The sequence below is a fragment of the Flexithrix dorotheae DSM 6795 genome, from assembly GCF_000379765.1.
Taxonomy (GTDB): Bacteria; Bacteroidota; Bacteroidia; order Cytophagales; family Flammeovirgaceae; genus Flexithrix; species Flexithrix dorotheae.
Genome location: NZ_KB903430.1, coordinates 499,757 through 521,519 on the forward strand (window position 1 = coordinate 499,757; position 21,763 = coordinate 521,519).

Consider the following 21,763-nt stretch of genomic DNA (forward strand, 5'->3'; position numbering starts at 1 on the left):
TTGGACTAAATTAAAAAATCAACAATATCTAAATTGAACAAAAAAGAAAGTCCCAAACAAGGTGTCCCAGCAGGGTCTGCATTTTCGCGACCCTGCGTCTTTAAAGCTTCTGAAGCTCGATGGACGCAAGGTCTTTTTTGATTGTACCCAAATGCCTTATTGCTAAATGGGAAGCTAGGCAAGTTGATTAAGCTTTCGTCCCTTTTTCCAGTCGATGAAAAAGGGACAAAAAAATCTCTGCCTTCAAAAAGGTTTTCCGAGTAAGTTAAGTGGATACCTGCATTTCTTTCCCACCAAGGACTAGAAAAAGAATACCTGTATCTGGTATACCTTCCCCCACTAATTTTGAAGGCATTTTTACTGTTTATCATCTTCATTATTAAATCAAATAAGCCATATCCATGACTCCATATTAGTGTTATCTTTTAATACTTCCTCCAATCAGCTTTCTTAGCTGTTGTTGGGATGGTTCTTCTGTATTTATTTTTAAAACTGGAATATTGAAAGCTTTCATTTTGTCTTCAAATTCATCATGTTTTTTAGTGGAATATTCCTTCATTTTTGATTTAACCTGTTGCTTGTTGCCTTCTAAAGGAATTTGCTTTTCCCCATCGGTAATGATCAATTTTTCATTGGGGATGTCCAATTCCATATTATCGTTTACTTTCATCACAATCAGATCATTGTGTTGGGAAAATTTTACCAGATTTTTGATTACCTCCTCATCATAATGAACAAAATCACTGATCACAATCACTAAAAAATCGTGAGTCACCAACTGATGAACCCTAGCTAGTGTGTCACTTACTCTTTTGCTAAACCCGGTCTTTTGAGTTTCCTGAGCCAGTTTCAGATTCTTCTTAGCGATAAGCTGTAGAAAATGCATAAAAGCGGCCCTGTTGCGCTGTGATCTCACAAATTCTACCTCATCATTGGATATGACCAATCCACCAATTCTATCTCCACTTTTCAATACCCTGAAACCTGCCATTGCCGCCAGTTCTGCGGCCACAACCGATTTTAATTTATGCTGGCTGCCAAAAAACATGGAATTTGACTGATCCACCACAATAAGAGCAGGTCTTTCCTTTTCTTCATGAAATACCTTGACATGCGTTTTTTTTGTCCTGGCAGTCACCTTCCAATCTATATTTCGGACATCATCCCCCGGCACATAATTTCTCACTTCATCAAAATCCAAACCTCTTCCCCGAAGTTTTGAAGCATGCTTTCCCGATAAAATACTGTGAATAGAATGTCTGGGCAGGAAATTGAATCCAACCGCATAATGCTCCATCTTCATCAGATCATGGAATGTAGCAACTACTTCTGAGGGGAAATCAGTTTTTTTCATTTACGATGGTCTCATGGTTTTTAAAGCAGGAAAGTTGCAAACTTTCTTTTATTCATAGGCTCAAGTAATTGCTTCGCTTGATACTTAAGCCATGTGTCAATATTCCTCTTATTTAGTTTTATTTTAAAAGTCAAAAACCTCCCCTGTATCCTCGGAATGCCGAACCACTCCAGAGGGAAAAAATTTGATTAGGCAGGGACAGCTACCAGTTTCACTAATTCACTGATGACATCTTCTGCGGTAACTCTATCTGCATTGGCTTCATAACTCAGCATTATCCTGTGCCTCAAAATATCGTGGATTAAGGCACGAATATCATCCGGGTTTACAAAATCCCGCTCAGCAAGCCAGGCATGTACTCTGGCCGCTTTTTCCAGGGCAATTGTACCCCTGGGACTTGCCCCGAATTCCAGCCATTTGGCCAATTGTTCCGAATATTTATCAGGATATCTGGAGGCATCAACCAAATCCACAATGTAAGTCTTCATCGCATCTGAAACATGGATTTCCTTAATTTCTTCCCTGGCCTTAAAAATGATTTCCTGGGCAATGGTTTCATGCTTTTCCGTATGTTCTTTTTTACTTTCCGCTTTTACCAGATCCAGGATTTTCATTTCGGATGATTTATCGGGATAATCGATAATGGTTTTCATCAGAAACCTGTCCATTTGGGCTTCTGGTAAAGGATAAGTTCCTTCCTGCTCCACAGGGTTTTGTGTGGCTAAAACCATAAAAAGGGGTTCCATATTGTGGGTTTTCCCCGCCACAGTTACCTGTCTTTCCTCCATGGCTTCCAACAGGGCAGCCTGTACTTTTGCAGGAGCCCGGTTAATTTCATCTGCCAGAATCAGGTTATTGAAAATAGGGCCTTGCTGGAAAACGAATTTTTCTTCAGCTTCTGGTTGGTAAATTTCCGTGCCTGTGATATCTGAAGGAAGCAGGTCCGGGGTAAACTGAATTCTACTCAATCCACAATCCAGGTTTTTAGCCAGACTTTTTATAGCCCTGGTTTTAGCAAGACCCGGCAGGCCTTCCAGTAACATATTTCCATCAGCCAGAAGAGTAATAATAATTCGTTCTACTAGTGCTTCCTGCCCTATAATAGAAGCTTGCATGTTTTCTTTTAAGCCCTTAATGGCAGTAAATGTTTCGTTCATTTTTGTTTAGTTCAATTACTCCTGAAAGGCAAATATCCTTTTAAAATCATTTTTCATGCTGGCGACCAACCAGCCTTGTGCTTTGGCGATATCCCAGGCTTTATCTAATTTTCCAATATGAGATTCCCTATCATAGGCATATTCCCTTTCTGCATCATCATGGTGGACAAGCAACATCAGCCTTTTGCCATTTCCTCCGGCAGCATATTGCAACATTTGTAAGTCTCCATCAGAATTGCCAAAAGCAGCAATTGGTCTTTTCCCGATAAAGTTTGCGATCCCAACAGGCTTTCCCTCTTTGTCATCAATAAAATCCATTTCAGGTAATTTCACTACCTGTGCACCATTTTCCCCAATTTCAAACTTTGATTTTATTCTGCTGCCCACAACTTGATAAGTTGGAATGCCATAAGCCTCATAAGCATAAGTACGTATTAAATCTACACCTCCACCAGAAACAATGAAAACCTGGAAATCATTGGCTTTTAAATACTGAATAACTTCCAACATGGGTTGGTAAATCGTATTTGCAAAGGGCTGATTAAATTTGGGATGCAGGGAGTTAAATGCCCAGGTTGCTCCAATTTCATTAAATTCTTCACTGTTCATTCCGGTATGAGATGCCATAACCAATTGGAGCAAATCCATTATCCCAAAAGTTTTAAGCGTTTCATGATCGTCATCAATTACCGCTTTAAAGGGTTGCGTTTCTCTCCACTTGGGATTATTATCGGCTAATTCCTTTACCCTTTCCATGGCAAAAAATAACTGGGAATACAGTGGCTGCTCACAAATCAGGGTACCGTCATTGTCAAAAGTGGCAATGCGATCTTCAGGAGCTACATAGTCTGCTGAGTTTTCATCAGAAACCTGGCTGACAAAATTGATGATTTGCTTTTTGGTATTTCCTTCATTCCAGGAAGGCAGGGGATCTATTGTAGCCGGATTAACTTTTTCGATTGGTGTTTCCTGCATCTTGCCACAACTCAAAAAAATCAGGAGCAAGACGAAATATCTACATTTCATTTATTGGGTGGGTTCTAGTTAAAAAAATAATAACAAAATGCAGCTCAAAAGGTTTTAGCCATTAGAGAGCAAGAATATTACAGTCAGTATTCCAAATTTGAGGATCAATTTCTGGCTTAAATATAAAAAGGAGAAGGATATAAAAAAACAAATCAGGGAATATCCATGAATCAAAAATTTATGAAATATAAATAATTAAGAATAATATAAAAGGCTGGAAACAGAAAATTAATATTTGATTAGGGGTAAATAATTGTCTCAGTCCAAATTTTTTATCATCTTTAAACCTTTAACTTAATTGTAGTACTGTAATATCACAATGTTACAATTATTCACCCTCGACTGTACACTTCCAAATTTTTTTTAACCATCGATAAATTTAACTTTTCATTTATGAAAGAGAACATTCGAACAAAACCCAATACAATACTACTCTTTGTTTTTTTACTCCTAATTTCAGTAGTCACCAATTTACATGCTCAAACTAAAAAACCTAACATTCTGGTCATTTGGGGAGATGATATCGGCTGGGCCAATATCAGTAAATACAATCATGGTATGATGGGATACCAAACCCCTAATATCGACCGTATTGCAAATGAAGGTGCCATGTTCACCGACTGGTATGCCCAACAAAGCTGTACTGCAGGAAGGGCTGCCTTTATTTTAGGACAACACCCTTTTAGAACTGGTTTATTAACCATTGGGATGCCTGGCTCTAAACAAGGAATCAAGGATAATCAGCCTACTATTGCCGAATTATTAAAGCCACACGGCTATACTTCAGGCCAGTTTGGCAAAAACCACCTTGGAGACAGGGATGAACATTTACCGACCAACCATGGTTTTGATGAGTTTTTTGGTAATTTATATCACCTCAATGCAGAAGAAGAACCAGAAACATACTACTACCCGAAAGATAAGGAATTCCATGAAAAATATGGTCCAAGAGGAGTGCTACACAGTTACTCTGATGGGAAAGTGGAAGATACCGGACCACTTACCAGGAAGCGAATGGAAACAGCTGATGAAGAATTTACCGATGCAGCCATCGCCTTTATTGAAAAAGCTCATGCAGCAGGAAAACCATTTTTTGTGTGGCTAAGTGCTACCAGAATGCACGTTTGGACTCACTTAAAGGAAGAAAGTGTAGGCGTAACCGGAATTGGATTGTACCCTGATGGAATGGTAGAACATGACAAAGCGATAGGAAGAGTACTTGCCAAACTGGAGGAATTAAAGATTATAGATAACACGATTATCATGTATTCTACCGACAATGGTGCTGAAAAATTCACCTGGCCTGATGGTGGTACTACCCCTTTTGCAGGAGAAAAAGGAACCACCTGGGAAGGAGGTTTTAGAGCACCTTGTGCCATCAGATGGCCCGGTGTGATAAAACCAGGAACCATTTATAACGACATCTTCTCCCATGAAGACATGATGCCAACATTAGTTGCTGCTGCAGGAGAGCCCAATGTAAAAGAAAAATTATTAAACGGTTATAAAGCTGGGGACAAGACTTTTAACGTGCACCTTGACGGATATAACCTGATGCCATTTTTTAAAGGAGAAGTGGATGAGTCACCCAGAAAAGAAATTTTCTATTTTGATGCAAGCGGAAATTTGAATGCCATTCGCTACAACAACTGGAAATTACACTTTACCATTATGGAAGGGTCTATAAATGAGGCATACAGAAAATCTCCAAGCTGGCCTATAGCGATCAACCTTAGGGCGGATCCTTACGAAATATCATGGAAGGCTGCGCTTTATACAAGATGGTATGCAGACAATATGTGGTTATTTGTTCCCGCCCAACAATATGCTGCCGAATTTTTGGAAACATTTAAAAAGTATCCACCAGTGTTAGGATCTTCTTTAAGTATTGACAATGTTGTTCAGCAATTACTGGTAAGTCCAAAGAATTAATAAATACAGGATTTCAAATTAAAAAAAGGGGAAATGGCCGATGGCCATTTCCCCTTTTTCTTTTCAGGATAAAACTTTCTATCTTTTTATGATTCTGTAATTAGCAGAATGCTGATTTCCGGAAATATTCAACAAGTAAATTCCGGAAGGAAATTGATCTAATTTAATACCTGGGGAAATGACAGTCTGTTGCTTTTGGATTTGCCTGGTGATTAATACTTTTCCCGAGAGATCTAAAACCCTGATTTCCAAAGCTCCTACATATTCATTCTCCATTTGCAGACTAAATTCTGACTGGAAAGGATTGGGGTATATTTCAACTCCGGCAAACACCTGAAAACTTTCCTTGCCCGTAATTTGCTGGAATTCTACCCAGGTTTCAGTTGCTCCGATATTTAGGCTGACCACTACTGTATCTGCATTGGCCTGCACAGTTACCTTATTTTGGTTTTGAGCTACTTTAGCCAATTGATAATCCGCTTTAATCAGATAATCTCCTGCAGCTAACTCACTAAAATTAAATTCACCATTTTCATCCGAAAAGGTTTTATCCAGGATTTTCCCACTGCCATCAGCTAACAGGTAAATGGGTACTCCCTTTATTACTGCTGCTTCAGTTGTTCTTCCTCCTGTATTCTTATCCACATCAACTACAGTTCCAGCAATTGATTCTTCACCCGTTTCTCCATTTTCTTTTTCCAGGACTGACAGGATATAATTATTGATATGAGCTGCTGAAATTTCCAAAATTTCTGCTTCGGCCATAATGAGGGCATTTCCCGAATAAGTAGGTACACTCAATGGATTGGCTTTTATTTCAGGCAGGAACTTCAATATGAACTTACCTGGTAACAATTCGGTAAACTGAAACTCAAAGCTATTATCCAATTTGAATTCAGCCATAACTTCTGAAGTTTCTGTGTTCAGCAACACCATTGTTCCTATACTTATCTCTTCTCCCGTCTGAGTGAGCACCTTTCCGGAAAGGGTATACTTCTCCACTATATCAATCACCACAATCTGAATAATCTTTTCAAATGTAGCACCGCTTTTATCTTCTACTCTCAGGCGAATAGAAAGCTTGCTTTGTTCCTCAAAATCAATAGGTTGATTAACAATTAAAGAATCTCCGGAAATAGTAAATTTTTCATTGTCTTCACTCCCCTCTCCACCTACAAAACTGAAAGTATGTATATCTTCCGGATTGCCATCTTTAGCGGTCAGGCTTCCAATCAGGCTTCCTGTTTCCCCTTCCTCTACGATTTCATTTTTACTTAGCATGATGTCTTCCGGGGATATATTTTCGAATATATCCTTAACTCTAATTGCAAAAACCTTTTCAAAAAACCCTCCATTTCCATCCTCTGTTTTTACCCTAATTGACAATAATTGTTGTGTTTCAAAATCGAATGATTGGGCGGCCTTTAGGGAATCATTTGAAATGCTGAATTTATCATTATCGGCATCGCCTTCACCTGCAATTAGGGAATAAGTATGCGTATCCGATACATCCTCATCTTCCGTGCTTAAAAGACCAATTAAAACATTGCTTTTTTCATTTTCAAATACTTCTGTATTACTCAATGAAATATCGGAAGGATAGATATTATCAGGAATATCAATTATTTTAATCGTAAAAGATTTTTCAAATTCCCCTTCGTATTTATCGGTTGTCTTTACCCGAATAGAATATTCATTTCGATTTTCATAATCAAAAGAAGTTTTGGAAATTAACTGATCGCCTGATATTTCAAATAAATCGTTATCCAGGTCTCCTTCTCCAGAGATCAATTCAAAATTATGATCATCATCTTTATTCTCATCAGTAGCAGTAAATTCCCCGATGACAGTTTGTTCTGGTTCATTTTCCCTGATCTCATTTTTACTGAGGAGGATATCGGTGGGAATACTGTTCTCAAACATATCCGTAACTTTTATAAAAAAGGATTTTTCAAATTCCCCACCATATTTATCTGTGGCTTTTACCCTGATGTTATATTCATTTTTCTCCTCAAAATCGAAGCTGGATTTAGCCAGCAAGATATTCCCCGAGATGGAAAAAGCCCCATTATCTCCATCTCCTTTCCCTTCTACAAAAACAATAGAATGTTCATCATCGGCATTGGCATCGATTACTGAAAATTCACCTACTTTGGTATTTTCCGGCTGATTTTCGGCAATTTTATTTTCACTTAACTGAATATCTGTAGGGATGCTATTTTCAAAAATATCTCTGATTTTAATGGTAAAAGATTTTTCGAAAGCCCCACCGAGTTTGTCCGTTGTTTTTACTCTAAAATGGTATTCATTTCTATCCTCATAATCAAATACCAGAAATGCCTTGAGTTGATTTCCTTCAATCAGAAATGCTTCATTATCATCATCTCCTTCACCCAATACCATAGTATAGGTATGTTCATCATTTTCATCAGGGTCAATGGTAGAAAATTCGCCAATTAATGCGCCTTCAAAGTTATTTTCAGAAATTTCTTTGTTGCTTAACAAAATATCAGTTGGAAATTCATTTTCTTCCAAATCGGAAATTGATATAGAAAATGAATGCTGGAAAGTCCCCCCAGCCCCATCATCGGTCTCAATTCTAATGGAATATTCCTTTTTAGATTCAAAATCAAAAACCTTATTGGAATGTAAAGCAGCCCCGATTATTTTGAAATCGTTATTATCATCACTTCCGGTTCCATCAACTAATTTATAGGTATGTTCATCATCCTGATTGGGATCTGTGGTGGATAAATCACCTACTTTTGTGCCCAGGGGTTGGTTTTCAGCTAATTCAGTATTACTCAGTGCAATAGCGGTAGGAGGATCATTTTTAGGAATGTCTCCCATTCTTATCACTTCCATGTAATCCACTGCTGCCCAGTCCAGGGTTGTTTCTATAGTCAGGTAATGGTCCCCTTTTAAAAGGTTGTTTTTAATCCCTTCCATAGTTCCCCAATGTGCACCACCAAAAGACTGGTAAAATGGGGAAACTGAAGTTTCATCTCCGATCAATGTAATTGGTGTTTCATCTATTGTAAAAACATATCCATCGGGCCAATATCTGGTGGGTTTTCCGTCTTGTCCGGATCGCAGCCTTACTTTTATTTCATATTTCCCGTCCTGTTCCAGGCTAAATTTGATTTTCAGTTTATCTCCACTATCGAATAAGGCCACAGCTCTGCCCTGATTGTCATCGGTAATAAATGCATCAAATTCACTTACATCCCCATTGCTTCCAACATTAGCTAAAGGTTCGAAATTTTCTTCAGCTTCAATTCTCCCCTCAGGTTTTTCAATTGGCACTTTGTGTTGTTTAAGATAATGTCGGCTATTTTTCAAAGTGCCCAGGGCTCTGGTAAATTGTCCCTGAGAGAAATGCTCCGTACATTGAAGCGCATAAGACATTATATTTCTGGTGTCAGGTTTAAACAAATCACCATTTGCGTCCTTTTTGGTTCCCCTGTAAACACAATCACCTCCTAAAATATTATACAAATAAGGGTCAGCCGGGGTATCACAAACTTTATCTCCGGCATATTGGCAATTAGATCCGTCTACTAATTCATCGGTGAGCACTGAATTTGAGCGGCCATGGGTATGGTAAAGATGGAAGAAATGTCCTAATTCGTGGGCCAGTGTATAAGTCAGGGGAGACAAATTACCATGAGAAACAAAAGCCCAATCTTTATATCCCGGGTAGTAAGCATACCCACCCACATAACCACTTCCTTTGTAAATGGAATTTGCAAAGCAAACATTAATGGTATTTGCCTGTTCAAAGTTATTGATAATTATATCTTCATCATTAAAATTAAAGTCATAAAGGGAATCTACATCTATAAAATTGATATCTCCATCAATATAAAACTGCATATTGGCACCTTTGTAAACCTCATTGGTAGCATCCAATTCTTTTTGAATAGCGGAAACAGTAGTTCTTGAAGAACCGTCTTTTCTTCTTAATAAATGGACTTTTAAAGCTACATAGGTAATGTTATCGGGATCAAAAACGTCTTCAAAAGCGACATCTGCCATTTGATCACCCAAAAACATTTCTGCATGAGGCGGAGGAATTGACCCACAACTTTCCTGGGAAAACACCTGAGTGATCGAAATAAGGAAAAGGAGAATGCCAAAGGCTAATTTTTTTAGCTGGAAATGCATAGTGGTAATCTCGGTTTCAGTTAAGGCTCAGTAACTTAAATTTTGAATAATTCAATAAAAATTTACTGAGTAGGTAAAAACAGTTTGATAATCTTCTACTAAATTGTGCTGATAAAAAGTTCTCTCTGAAACCTCCTATCACTTAAATTAGTGGAAATGGAGTATAATTTTATAACCAATTTAAACATTTCCCACCAATTTTGCCCAATCATTAACAAGTGTTAGGAGCAAGATTACAATAATTCCCTAATTGAAACTCAGCATTTTAAGTTGGCTCCTGCGGCTTTTGTTTCTATTGCCTCAGGATAAGATTTACCTGAAGGTTAACTGATACTGAAAAGTAAAATTTCTAGGTGGTTCCAGTTTTGCGTATCTTAAGGCGTATTCATTGTTAGTGAGGTTATTAACAATTACATTGAATTTTCCATACTGCTTGAAATCGTAGCCAAACCTCAGATTGAAAAAATGTTCACCATTGGGGTTTCTTTCCAGGTACTCCCTAAAACCGGGAATAAAGGATTCCAGCAATTCATCGTATTTTTCCATTGGGCTGTTATACCGAAAATCCAAACCCATGGTGAAGTTTTTAATTTCAGTGGATAAATCAAATTTCACCAGGTGCCTGTGACGATAATTTAGCACTGGCTGCAAAGTTGATTCATTTGAGCTGAACATGCTTTTGGCCATTTCCACCGTGTATTTGCCCAGGTTTTTAAGTTCTTCATTTTCCTGTAAATCAACCGGGTAATTGTAGGTATAACCTGCCAAAATTCTCAGTGGCGTTTGATTAATTTTCCCATTACTCACAGCCGAAAATTCAATTCCTCCTACTCTTGTTCTGGGCATATTTTCGGCCTTTACTCCAACATAATCCAGCAAATTACCATCCGGATTAGAATCATTGGGCAAAAAAAGCCCCGGTCGAAATTCTATCATATCGTAATAATCCATTAAAAACAGGGCCGCATCCAGATAGGTCTTCCATGTTTGTGTACCCACCTCTTTTTTAAATCCCAACTCAGCATTCCAGCCATATTCTGGTTTTAGTTCTGGATTAGGGAAAATGGGGACCACTTCATCCGATTTATCCAGAAAAATTTCCGCAAGACTTGGAAATCTGTATCCCTGTCCAAATGAAGCCCGGATGCTTGATGTTTCAGATGTTTTGTAATTCATCCCCCAACGAAACACGGGAATCGTCCTTCTTTCTGTACCACTGACATCAAAATATTCGTATCGGAAACCCAGATTGGTATTAAATCGCCTGACTACATATTCTGCTTGTGCATATAATGCGCCTAGCGTTCCTGACCTATTTCCAGCCCCATCAGGATCATCAATCAAAACTTTTTGCGCATTTATGCCAGTGATTAATTTTATACGATCGGATAATTTAGTTTTATAATTATAATCTGCATTGAATTGCTGGGCAATGGTGTTATCCACAAAATTCAATGTCCTTAAATCATAAAACCTGGCTTTTAATTCATGTTCATTGCCATTCCTGGTTTTGTAAAGCAAATAAGGATCAATGGTCAACTGATTTCTTTCGAAAAGGATCAGTCCATTGGCTTCACCACCTGATTCATTTCCCGAAAAGGGGATATAAGCACCTTCATTGGCATTTTCCCAAAAAATAAAATCGGCTTCATCACTATGCATAAAACTTGTATTCAGCCCTAAGGTTAAACCAAAATCCTTCTCTGGCCTCCACCTTGTTTTAAGTGCAAACCGTTGCTGATCCTGATCAGCACCCATTAAATAACTATTACTTTGCAGAAAACTTCCGCTGGCCACCAAATCGAATCGGCCAAATTGCTGCATATGCCTTACAGATGCGCCATATTCATTTGGAGCAGTATTCCACCAGGCCAGTTCTTTTCTTTTAGGTTTTCCATAATGGGTATAAAAAGTTCTGATTTCAATTTCGGGAACTTCAGTAGGGAAAACCGTTCGGACATGCATCACGCCATTTAATGCAGCACTTCCGTATAAGCTACTTGAGGCACCTTTTAATACTTCTACCTGATCGATGAGTTCAATCGGGATAAAATTCCAGCGAATATCATTTCTGTCAGCTGTAATAAGCGGCATACCATCTACCACCATCTGTACTCTTGACCCCGCCCCATAAGCAAAACCACTTCCACCCCGAATGCTGGCTTGTCCATCTGTAATTTTTACCCCGGGGACTTTATCAATAGCCGAAAAAAAACGAGGAGCATTGACTTCCTTTATCAGTTGTGTTCTGAGGATATCCACCGAAATGACCTCATCAATTATATCCTTTTCATACTTACTGCCAGTAATGTTCACCAGATTGAGAAATGTGGCTTTGGGGGTTAATTTCACCACCATTTTCGCTGGGTTTTCCTGATTTATTTCAATAGAAAACTCCTGAATTTCATAGGCAATATGAGCAACTTTAACATCGTAGTTGCTAGGCGGAAGGGAAATGGAAAATTTTCCAGTTTCATCAGTTATCCCTCCTTTTCCATTATTGATTAAAATAGTGACTCCGATTATCTTTTCACCAGTAGAAGCATCTTCTACCTCTCCAGAAAAAAGAAATTCCTGAGCAAAGGCATTGGAAAGCAAACCAAACAGGAGATAGGAAGAAAGAAAAAAAATTCTCACAAAAAAATAGTTGGTGGTAGTTTATTCACAAGGCTGAATTTACCATTTTAATTTATAACGAACACCAACCATTATTAAAAAATGATTTTTAAGATCTGTAGATTCAGTGGTCGCAAATTTCATGTGTCCAAAATAGACCAGATTATTCTCCTGTTCAAAATCAATTCCTGCTCCTATATTCAATCCTGAAAAACTTTTTGAATTGGCTTGCCCATCTGGATTAACAGTCTGTTTTAAAACATTAAGCCCCAAGATAAAATAAGGCTGTGTAGAAGAATTTGTTTCAAAATAATAATTGGCATTGAGGTTAAAAGACCAGTTTTTTTGAGTGTCTTCCTTTTCATAAAAATGAAATCCCATCTGACCGACCAAATAATCAGCAAAATAATATTGACCATGAATTCCCAGCCCTACCTGATTTAAGCCAAATCCATATCCTAAACCGGCACCAATGGTAACTATTTTAGCAGAAGGAAATACAAAAGAGGAAGAAGAGCCGGATCTGGTAGGAAGGGGATCATTTGTTAAAGTAGGTTTAACTTCAGTTTTGGCTGGTAAAATATTAAGAATCTTTCCCTTTGTATTGACTTTATGGACTAGAGGATCATAAAAAACGACACTGGCAATGAGCATTTCCCAATTTCTTCCCTTCTTTTTGGCCATCAGTGTGGCTACTCTTTTTGTTTTTTGGTAGGGCTTTTTGATGGTAACATGTTTAGACTTGAACTGGCTTTCAAAATAAACCTCTAGGTACACATAATCCTTTTGCTTTACATCGGAGGCAATAATATTTGAGAATTCAATGGTTGGAGTTTCGGATTTGAGGTAAAAGATATCAAGGTCCCGTAAATAACGATCCACATTTACATCTTTCACCCCGGCATGGCTGAAGTAATTCGGATCAATATCATCTTCCACCACTACATCTTTATTGGTAAAAATCTGATTCCCGGATTTTACATAGCTGTTCCCGATAAGTTCATCCCTTTCTAGTTTGCTTAAATCGGGAAGGGCCAGCGTATTGAGCAACAATTCAAATTCACCAATAAATGATGCTGCTTCATACCGGATTTTCTCCTTATCTTCGGAGGAAAGATTTTGGGAAAATGTAGGTTGCAAACCCATAAAAACAAATAAAACTAAAACAAAAATCTTATCTCTCACCATTCAAAAAAATAATTTGCTAATTTGGAAGCTATTGGCAAGGCACAAAGAATATGCCTTAAGTAACCTTAGTGTTTTGCAAAGCACATCATTAGTTTATTATATTTAATTTTCAATCTTTTATCTTCATTTTAAAACACGATAAGGCATTGAAAACCACAAAAATAAGCAAAATGAAAGGTGAAAATGGAAATTATCTCATCCAATATTTTATAAATAAATTTTAAAGCATTTTCCAGAATAATAAACCAGACATTATGACAAATACAAACCGTAGAAATTTTCTACAGCAGGCTTCCGCAATTTCAGCAGCAGTAGCCATGCCTTATTCCTTATCCGCCATGATGAACATGAACCTATCCAAAAGGAAATTCACCCTAGATTTAAGTCCGGGCGCTATTGGAGTAAATGCCTCACAGGAGGAACTCGTGGATTATTGTATTCAATATGGATTTGAATCCCTTGCTCCTTCCACCCAATATTTAATGGAAGAAGATGCAGGCAAGCTGAAAGCTTTAACAGATAAAATGAAGAAAAATAAAATCGTTTGGGGTTCGGCAGGACTTCCGGTAGATTTTAGAAAAAGTGACTCTATATTTAAAGAAGGACTTGCCAACCTGAGTAAACATGCCAAGGCTTTAGAGAAATTTGGAGCTACGAGAATGAACACATGGATTATGCCCAACCATGCTGATTTGACCTACAGAGCTAACTTCAAACAACACACTGAAAGAATAAAAGAAATGGCCAAAGTTTTGGCAGATTCAAATGTGAGACTAGGGCTGGAATATGTAGGGCCAAAAACCCTAATGACAGCCAATAAATATGCTTTTATCCATACCTTACCGGAATGCAAAGAGTTGATTTCGGAAATAAATGAGGCAAATGTAGGGGTCGTGCTGGATAGTTTTCACTGGTTTACAGGAGGAGATACGAAGGAGGACCTTCTTTCACTTACCAATAAAGATGTAGTAGCCTGCGATTTGAATGATGCCAGGGCGAACCTGACTGCGGACGAACAAATAGATGGAAAAAGAGAATTACCCTTGGCGACAGGAGTAATTGATTTAAAAACATTTATGGAAGCCTTAGTAACCATAGGTTATGATGGTCCGGTAAGGGCTGAACCATTTAACCAAAAATTGAGAGATATGGATAATGATGAGGCACTTAAAACTACCGTAAAAGCCATGAAAAAAGGATTTGATTTGATCGGAGGATAAAAAAAAGCCCCAATAATCGGGGCTTTTCAATTTATTACTGAGCATAAACTTTTGCTTACTTTCTCAACACCAGATCAGTACAGTGCTCTGAAAATTCCGCCTTAATTAAAGTCTGGATTACTTCATATGAGTTTGTGCCAATCCCGATTTTAGTTCCCTTGCTTCCATCTTCTTTGGCTTCAAAGATATTCAGGTTATTTTCCCAAATGAAGTTTTCTCCATCCATGTTGATTAAAACCGTTCCCCTATCTTTTTTGGTTACGGTAAAATGGTTCATGTTACTGGTATAATTTTTACCGCCAGGCACAGTAGTTTTGGTAATAAAATTCCCTGTAGCGCTTGTACCTTCATATAACTCACACAGGCAACTACCCTTAAATTTTTCACTCTCCATTTCCACAACCGTGATTCTGATTATTTTCCAGGTTTTACCAAACTTTTTAGCTGTTGCAGTGATTACCTGAGAGCCTTTAGTTAACACTTCCTCTCCAAAAGTCACCTCATAATCCTCTGTATAATTTACTACTCCAATATCCTGGTGCACAATTGTTTTTAAGACATCGATATCATGAGTTCTTCCCATTCTTTCGTGGGAAAACGCATCCAGGTGAGTGGCGAATTCTTCATAAGAAATTCTCTCGTTTCTTACCTTTCCACTTACACTTATAAAGGTAAAATCGATCACCATTTTCTCATGGAAATATTTAAGGACGGCCCCTTTATCTTTTGAGGCGTGATAATTGGCAAGTGCCTTACTCGATTCTTTTACTAAATTGGCCAGAGCCTCTTCTTCAGGATCTGCTGCCATTAATTTCCCAAAGTTTAATGTTGGGACAAGTAATATTATAAGTAGGGTAATGATTCCAGGTTTAATCTTTTTCATTGGATTGTGATTCAATATGCTAATAAAAATTTTGAAATTATATATGAATTCTAAACAGTAATTCTCTCTGAAAATTGGAAGATCAGCCATTTTCTAATTATATGCTTTTACAAAAGCTTTTGGGAACCCACTTCTTTTCACTTTCCCCAATTCTTTTTTTATACTATTCTGGTTGGCAGATTCTCCATAAAATATTCTGTAATAAGTTCTGTTTTTCACCAGGCCCGGTTGAATAAAAACCTTGGTCAGGCCTTTTTTCTGTGCACCTTTAGCCGTTTTTACAGCTTGATTCAAATCTGCATAAGAAGCCAGTTGTATGCCATAGCCTTTTGGATTATATAATTTTCCGGCAGTGGTATAAGTTTTATTTAGTTCAAATTCAGGCCCGTTGCCTCCCGCAACAGGGATAGTCTTTGCAGGAATCTTACTTACTGAAGCTTCTTTGTTTTTTTTCTTTTTGGATTTTTTCTTTTTCTTCTTTTTAGACTTTTTGGTTGCCTCTGGCTTTCCATTGAAACCAATAATTTCCAATTCAACCGTAGTAACACCAGATTTAATCATGTCAAGTCGCTTTGCAGCTTCTTTGGAAACATCTATTATTCGCCCACCTTTATAAGGCCCTCTGTCGGTTATTCTAAGGGTAACAGATTTGCCATTTGCCTTGTTGGTCACCTTTACCATGGTATTAAAAGGCAATTTTTTGTGAGCAGCCGTCATGGCATTCATATTATATTTTTCCCCACTGGCAGTTTTGCGTCCATGGTATTTTCCGGCATAGTATGATGCCTTGCCTTTTTGCTTATATCCAATCTTGTACTTTTGAGAAAAACCAGCCTGGGAAAGGCATAGGAGAATGGAAAAGAGATACAAAAGCTTAACTTTCATAAGATCTTATTTAGTTTAATTGTAATTTACGTTGTTTTTAGAAAATAACGAAAAAAATGCAGGCAACAACCAAGCCACCTGCATTTTTTTAATATCCAATAAATTATACCGGGAAAAGGTTTAATTTCTTGCCCCAAAAATAGCGCTACCTACCCTGATCATGGTACTTCCTTCCTCCAGGGCAATTTTAAAATCCCCACTCATCCCCATGGAAATTTCTGTGAAATCAAGATTATCCGCAGAAAATGTACTTTTAACTTTTTCGAATAAGGTCTTCAGCGATTTAAACTCATTTCTGATAATGTCCTCGTTTTCAGTATAAGTGGCCATGCCCATCAACCCTTTCATTTTTACATTTGAAAGATTTTTGAAAGCCTCGCTTTGAAGCATATCCATTAATTCTTCTTCAGATAAGCCAAATTTGCTTTCCTCTTTGGCAATGTGCATCTGAAAAAGGCAGGAAATTACACGATTATTTTGTACCGCTCTTTTATTGATCTCCTTCAATAATTTAAAGCTATCTACTCCATGTATGAGGCTTACAAAAGGGGCAATATACTTCACCTTGTTGCTTTGCAAATGCCCAATCATATGCCATTCGATATCTTTTGGAAGCAGTTCATACTTTTCTGTAAGTTCCTGAACTTTGTTTTCTCCAAATATTCTAATGCCCAGATCGTAGGCCTCCTGCAACATGGAGGCAGGTTTGGTTTTACTCACTGCCACCAGTTTACTGGAAGTACCCTCCAGCAATTGCTCAAAGTGCTTAATATTTTCACTTAGTGAAGACATAAACTTATTTACTTAATTAACTTAAAGACTGAAACTGTCTGAGGAACCGGACATCATTTTCAAAAAACAGTCGGATATCGTCAATTTTGTATTTAAGCATGGTGATTCTCTCAATACCCATTCCAAATGCAAAACCAGTATATTTTTCAGAATCAATATTACTACTTTCCAAAACATTTGGATCTACCATACCACAACCACCGATTTCTACCCATCCTGTATGCTTACAAACTTTACAACCTTTCTGGTCACAAATAAAGCAGGAAATATCCAACTCTGCACTAGGTTCTGTAAATGGGAAAAACGAGGGTCTTAGCCTGATTTTGGTATTTTTACCAAACATTTCCCGGGCAAAATAATACAGGGTATTTTTCAGGTCAGCAAAGCTTACATTTTCATTAATATAAAGTCCTTCTACCTGATGGAAAATACAGTGTGCCCTGGCTGAAATGGCTTCATTCCGGAAAACTCTTCCAGGCATAATCGACCTGATTGGTGGCTCCTGTTTTTCCATTAGCCTGATTTGCACATTGGAAGTATGAGTCCTCAACAAAATATCAGGGTCTTTGGAAATAAAGAAAGTATCCTGCATCTCCCTTGCCGGGTGATTAGGAGGAAAATTTAATGCAGAGAAATTATGCCAGTCATCTTCAACTTCAGGCCCATCTGCCACATTAAAACCGATTCTTTGGAAAATTGTCACGATCTTTTCCCTTACCTGAGTAAGCGGATGAATTGTCCCTAATTGATGGGGAATATTTGGCAAAGTAAGATCAGTATAATCCGTGGAGCCAGTTGAATTTTTATTTTCCAGTTCGGAGATGGCTTCTTTGAATTTTGCCTGAGCAAGATTTTTCAATTCGTTTACCTCCTGACCAAAAGCTTTTCTTTGCTCCTGGGCAATTTCCCTAATCCCTCCCATCAATTCGCCAACCACACTTTTTCTACTGATAAATTTTATTCGAAATTCTTCAAGATGCTTTTCGTTTTCGATTTTTATCTTTTCTAATTCCTGCTTTATTTCTTTTATCCGCTCAAACATTTCTTATTATCTATTAAGCAATTGTATTTTTTATAATTCTATTCCAGCCTGAATCCCGGGAAACATTATTGTTAAATTCAAAAGTGACGAATAAACCTATAATGCCCAAAATAATTTGGAGGGCAAAATTAATGATTATCCTAAAAGTAATAGAGAATTTTTCCAGATAATAGTAACAGGACTTTCCCATTATTTGAAAATTCACATAAAATTTCAATAATTTATTACTGAAACTTAAAGTGGAAACACACTGATAGCTTTTTCCTAAGCCCCAATTCTAAATAATTTGCCAAGAAAAATAGAAAGGTTGGTAAACAGAATTTTAGGATTGGCATTCCTTTCTATATGGAATAATGATTGGTTGAGTTTATTTACCATCATTTCCAAATTATTCTCATTGAGCACTTTGGAAAAATTTTTCACAAACTCCAGTTCCTCATTTTCTAAACGAACTAATTCCGGATCAGCAAATTTCCACAACAATGATTCTCTGAAAATATTAAGACTATACTGGAACAAACTTTTCTGATCCTCCTTGCCCATTTTTTGGAAATCATCTGCAAACTTCAGCATGTTTGTAAAATCATTCTTAAAACAGATTCTCATCCATTGTTTAAAGAAGTCTGCACTAATATTTTTGACCTCATCACTTAATTTTACGGCTTCATTTAAGTTCCCTTCAGCCAGATAGGCAATATGTTTTGCCCGTTCCTCCTCCACCTGATATTCCTCCTGTAGAATATTAGAAATTTCCTGATCGGTAAACTGGGGAACCTGAATAATCTGAGTTCTCGATAAAATGGTAGTCAGTAATTTATCAGCATCATTGGAAACCAGAAAAAACAGGGTTTTAGCAGGGGGTTCCTCCAAAATTTTAAGTATGGCATTGGCTGCTGCAGGATGCATAAATTCAGGTAGCCAGATCAGCATTACTTTGTATTCGGCTTCGAATGCCTTTAGGGAAAGTGATCGAATAATGTTCCGACTTTCCTCTTTGGAAATGTTACATTGTTTATTTTCAGCTCCGAAAAAACCCGCCCAATCAGACAATACAGGATAGGGATTGTCAGGAATAAAACTCCGCCATTCCTTCATAAAGGACTGGCTGATTGCTTCTTTTGATTTGGTAACTTTTTTAGTGGTGGAAGTAGGGAAAATAAAGTGAAAATCGGGATGGATTAATTTACTGAATTTAATGCATGAAGGACAGGTGCCACAAGAATCATTTTCCGTTTTGGCAGTACAATTAATATATTGAGCATAGGCCAGAGCCAAAGCCAGATTAGCGCTTCCATCTTTCCCTAAAAACAACTGTGCATGAGCAATATGGTTGTTTTTTACCGAATTAATTAAAGTTTGCTTGGTATATTCTACACCTGTTATGTCGCTAAATTTCAAATCAAAAACCTTTTCTGTATGTTATTTAAATTTCAACCAACATTTCATACTGGCTAATTACATTCCTGAAGCCCGAATTTAGCAAAAACTTTTGCATTCCCCTGCAACGTTCATCTATATTTAAAATAGAATAATATTCCAGTTCGGTTTCTTCGGTAAGATAAAGTAACAAAGCCGAACCTATTCCCAGCCCTCTGTATTCACGGTGAACCGAAAGTTGGGAAATCCTGCCTGAAGAAGGTGTAAAACTAAGAAAACCTACAATTTTATGATTTACGATCAACCCTATACTTTTCTCCTTATCCTTATTCCGTTGAATAGCAAGAATAGTATTTGGCCATGAAGGTACAAAATCATTGAAACGGTCAAAATCAATCCCTTCAAGGCTTTCTAGTTTTTCAATTCTGAATTGGAGATTGGGTACTTTCATAATCTTCAGCTTTTCAGAAGAGTAAGCATGCAGTGTTCTTATAATTTCGAAGCCCAGATTCTGATAAGCTTTAATAGCAGGCTTATTCTTTGTAATTACTTCCAATAAGCAATGATTAATATTCACGGCTTTTAGTTTTGGGAAAATGAACTGATACATTTTCTCTGTTAATCTTTTCCCCCTGAACGCTGGAATAACACCTGTACCGGCATTATATGCAGTAAGTTTGTCGTTAAAAACTCCCTTTCCGTTAATAATAAAACCCACTAATTTCTGGTCCTGGTAAGCCCCAACCGAAAGGCTAAAATCAACACCCATTCTGTTTAATCTATCCTGGAACTCTTCCTGTGAAGATTTTACATTAACAAAATAGTCGGCAAAAGCCTCAAGAAAAGACTCATGGATTTGTGGGAAGTCTGATGCTGATAATTCCCGAATTCGAAAACCGGAAGAAAAACGTTTAAACAAAAGGATGGAAAATTGAAAAGTTTAAAAAATTATTTATCATCAATAGTACTATCGAGATTATTCACCAGGAATTGCCCATTTTTAAAGGTATATTCAACACCTAAAAGTGTGAAAGAGTCTCCCTCAACATTATCTGCTAAATTGGTTATATCTTCTTCCAGAGTATGGATGGATCCTTTCGAGTGGTATGCCAATTGCAAATAATCCTCATGAATCTCTTTTCCTTCATCTGCACCGCACAATATCACCCTGACAGGAACAGTAATTTTTGGCAAAAGAGGCATATCCCGAATACCGTTTTTATTATCGGCAATTAAAATCACTTCTTTAAAGTCATCATAGCGGGATAATCCATATAACAGCGCTTCCAAATCATTTTCCTCATCATCTCCACCACTGCCACTCACCATAACTTCCCGCATTACCGATATCAGATTCCTTAGATCGGCAGGGTTTGCTTCATAAATTCCCCCGGTATTCCCCAAAATTTTTTCCTCATCCTTTTTCATGTTTCCGTCATTGAAAAAGACCATATATTTTACCGGATTTTTTTCCATATTAAGCCTGTACCATAATACAGCCTGAGCACCATATTCATACATACTCCCGGTCCAGTCGTTCACGATAAGCATATTTTCCCACTCCGCATTTCGTTGGAAAACATTAAACACGATGGAATCCTCAAAATCAATTTTCCCAGTAATTATTTTTCTCACAGTGGCCAGCGATTTTTTCAATTTTTGGGGTAGTACAAGTTTGTATTTAACCACTGCTCCATGAAACAAATTTTGTGCATCAGCTTCACTGCTCACCTCAGTTTGCAGAATCAGGTTCCAGGATACTGAAGTATCTGATTCCAATTCGGGAATAACTTTGGTTAATTCCCGGATTCTTCGGGTAAGTAAGGTATCATAATTAGTTCGCCAATCTTCTTTTTGTTTGGGGTACTGGGTAAAAATCAAATCCACTTCCACCGGCTTTTTGTGCCTCCTGTCTTTTTCCCAGGCTTCTGGGTTTGAGATTTCATGCTGTGCATAGCCCATTTGAAAAATAACATGATAGGGTTTCTCCTCCACCCTATACCTGGAGGTTTCTATGTGGGAAATATGATGGATGAGAGATTGTGTTACCCCGCTAAATTGGCTCAGGACAAGATAAAACAGGAATAAAACAGCTCTAAAAAAACACCTCATTAATCCTTGTAT

General features: G+C 37.5%; 16 protein-coding genes. 2 read left to right on the top strand and 14 right to left on the bottom strand.

What is annotated here, in order from left to right:
• Positions 1–5 precede the first annotated feature (5 nt).
• The 4 genes from A3EM_RS0102070 to A3EM_RS0102085 all read right to left on the bottom strand — a co-directional run bounded on the left by A3EM_RS0102070 (position 6) and on the right by A3EM_RS0102085 (position 3,537).
• Complete coding sequence (locus A3EM_RS0102070; RefSeq protein ID WP_157637705.1) at positions 6–377, bottom strand: hypothetical protein; 372 nt, start codon at positions 375–377, stop codon at positions 6–8.
• 41 nt (positions 378–418) lie between these two features.
• Positions 419–1,354, bottom strand: coding sequence for a DUF58 domain-containing protein (locus tag A3EM_RS0102075; RefSeq protein ID WP_020526503.1), 936 nt, complete (start codon positions 1,352–1,354; stop codon positions 419–421).
• 188 nt (positions 1,355–1,542) lie between these two features.
• Complete coding sequence (locus tag A3EM_RS0102080) at positions 1,543–2,511, bottom strand: AAA family ATPase (RefSeq protein WP_020526504.1); 969 nt, start codon at positions 2,509–2,511, stop codon at positions 1,543–1,545.
• Positions 2,512–2,526: 15 nt separating this feature from the next.
• Complete coding sequence (locus A3EM_RS0102085; protein ID WP_169513320.1) at positions 2,527–3,537, bottom strand: HAD family hydrolase; 1,011 nt, start codon at positions 3,535–3,537, stop codon at positions 2,527–2,529.
• A gap of 393 nt (positions 3,538–3,930) precedes the next feature.
• Between A3EM_RS0102085 and A3EM_RS0102090 the strand changes: the two genes are divergently transcribed.
• Entirely contained in the window at positions 3,931–5,469 is a 1,539-nt protein-coding gene (locus A3EM_RS0102090; RefSeq protein WP_020526506.1) for an arylsulfatase, read from the top strand.
• Between the two features lie 78 nt (positions 5,470–5,547).
• Here A3EM_RS0102090 and A3EM_RS45410 read toward each other — a convergent pair whose 3' ends face one another.
• The 3 genes from A3EM_RS45410 to A3EM_RS45415 all read right to left on the bottom strand — a co-directional run bounded on the left by A3EM_RS45410 (position 5,548) and on the right by A3EM_RS45415 (position 13,440).
• Entirely contained in the window at positions 5,548–9,636 is a 4,089-nt protein-coding gene (locus tag A3EM_RS45410; protein WP_020526507.1) for a cadherin domain-containing protein, read from the bottom strand.
• Between the two features lie 312 nt (positions 9,637–9,948).
• Positions 9,949–12,273: a TonB-dependent receptor gene (locus A3EM_RS0102100; RefSeq protein WP_020526508.1), complete on the bottom strand. Its 2,325-nt coding sequence runs from the start codon at positions 12,271–12,273 to the stop codon at positions 9,949–9,951.
• 39 nt (positions 12,274–12,312) lie between these two features.
• Positions 12,313–13,440, bottom strand: coding sequence for a porin family protein (locus A3EM_RS45415; RefSeq protein WP_020526509.1), 1,128 nt, complete (start codon positions 13,438–13,440; stop codon positions 12,313–12,315).
• A gap of 254 nt (positions 13,441–13,694) precedes the next feature.
• Here A3EM_RS45415 and A3EM_RS0102110 point away from each other — a divergent pair, with 254 nt between their 5' ends.
• Positions 13,695–14,660, top strand: a complete 966-nt coding sequence (locus A3EM_RS0102110) for a sugar phosphate isomerase/epimerase family protein (RefSeq protein ID WP_020526510.1) — start codon at positions 13,695–13,697, stop codon at positions 14,658–14,660.
• Between the two features lie 55 nt (positions 14,661–14,715).
• Here A3EM_RS0102110 and A3EM_RS0102115 read toward each other — a convergent pair whose 3' ends face one another.
• From A3EM_RS0102115 to A3EM_RS0102155, 7 genes are all read right to left on the bottom strand, one after another.
• Positions 14,716–15,543 carry a nuclear transport factor 2 family protein gene (locus A3EM_RS0102115; protein ID WP_157637706.1) on the bottom strand — a complete coding sequence of 276 codons (828 nt, stop codon included), beginning with the start codon at positions 15,541–15,543 and terminating at the stop codon, positions 14,716–14,718.
• A gap of 93 nt (positions 15,544–15,636) precedes the next feature.
• A complete protein-coding gene (locus tag A3EM_RS46865; protein WP_020526512.1) occupies positions 15,637–16,428 on the bottom strand; it encodes a septal ring lytic transglycosylase RlpA family protein in 792 nt (263 codons plus the stop codon).
• A 120-nt stretch (positions 16,429–16,548) separates the two neighbouring features.
• On the bottom strand, positions 16,549–17,220 hold the full coding sequence (locus tag A3EM_RS0102130; RefSeq protein WP_020526514.1) for a YggS family pyridoxal phosphate-dependent enzyme: 672 nt from the start codon (positions 17,218–17,220) through the stop codon (positions 16,549–16,551).
• 16 nt (positions 17,221–17,236) lie between these two features.
• Positions 17,237–18,262, bottom strand: a complete 1,026-nt coding sequence (gene pheS / locus A3EM_RS0102135) for a phenylalanine--tRNA ligase subunit alpha (protein WP_020526515.1) — start codon at positions 18,260–18,262, stop codon at positions 17,237–17,239.
• Between the two features lie 264 nt (positions 18,263–18,526).
• Positions 18,527–19,660: a DNA polymerase III subunit gene (locus A3EM_RS0102145; protein ID WP_020526517.1), complete on the bottom strand. Its 1,134-nt coding sequence runs from the start codon at positions 19,658–19,660 to the stop codon at positions 18,527–18,529.
• A gap of 25 nt (positions 19,661–19,685) precedes the next feature.
• A complete protein-coding gene (locus A3EM_RS0102150; protein WP_020526518.1) occupies positions 19,686–20,558 on the bottom strand; it encodes a GNAT family N-acetyltransferase in 873 nt (290 codons plus the stop codon).
• Positions 20,559–20,587: 29 nt separating this feature from the next.
• Complete coding sequence (locus A3EM_RS0102155; RefSeq protein WP_157637707.1) at positions 20,588–21,751, bottom strand: hypothetical protein; 1,164 nt, start codon at positions 21,749–21,751, stop codon at positions 20,588–20,590.
• Positions 21,752–21,763 lie beyond the last annotated feature (12 nt).

Coding starts and splice junctions, on each gene's coding strand:
- A3EM_RS0102070 (WP_157637705.1), bottom strand. CDS start 377: ATGAAGATGATAAACAGTAAAAATGCCTTCAAAATTAGTGGGGGAAGG.
- A3EM_RS0102075 (WP_020526503.1), bottom strand. CDS start 1,354: ATGAAAAAAACTGATTTCCCCTCAGAAGTAGTTGCTACATTCCATGAT.
- A3EM_RS0102080 (WP_020526504.1), bottom strand. CDS start 2,511: ATGAACGAAACATTTACTGCCATTAAGGGCTTAAAAGAAAACATGCAA.
- A3EM_RS0102085 (WP_169513320.1), bottom strand. CDS start 3,537: ATGAAATGTAGATATTTCGTCTTGCTCCTGATTTTTTTGAGTTGTGGC.
- A3EM_RS0102090 (WP_020526506.1), top strand. CDS start 3,931: ATGAAAGAGAACATTCGAACAAAACCCAATACAATACTACTCTTTGTT.
- A3EM_RS45410 (WP_020526507.1), bottom strand. CDS start 9,636: ATGCATTTCCAGCTAAAAAAATTAGCCTTTGGCATTCTCCTTTTCCTT.
- A3EM_RS45415 (WP_020526509.1), bottom strand. CDS start 13,440: ATGGTGAGAGATAAGATTTTTGTTTTAGTTTTATTTGTTTTTATGGGT.
- A3EM_RS0102110 (WP_020526510.1), top strand. CDS start 13,695: ATGACAAATACAAACCGTAGAAATTTTCTACAGCAGGCTTCCGCAATT.
- A3EM_RS0102115 (WP_157637706.1), bottom strand. CDS start 15,543: ATGAAAAAGATTAAACCTGGAATCATTACCCTACTTATAATATTACTT.
- A3EM_RS46865 (WP_020526512.1), bottom strand. CDS start 16,428: ATGAAAGTTAAGCTTTTGTATCTCTTTTCCATTCTCCTATGCCTTTCC.
- A3EM_RS0102130 (WP_020526514.1), bottom strand. CDS start 17,220: ATGTCTTCACTAAGTGAAAATATTAAGCACTTTGAGCAATTGCTGGAG.
- pheS (WP_020526515.1), bottom strand. CDS start 18,262: ATGTTTGAGCGGATAAAAGAAATAAAGCAGGAATTAGAAAAGATAAAA.
- A3EM_RS0102155 (WP_157637707.1), bottom strand. CDS start 21,751: ATGAGGTGTTTTTTTAGAGCTGTTTTATTCCTGTTTTATCTTGTCCTG.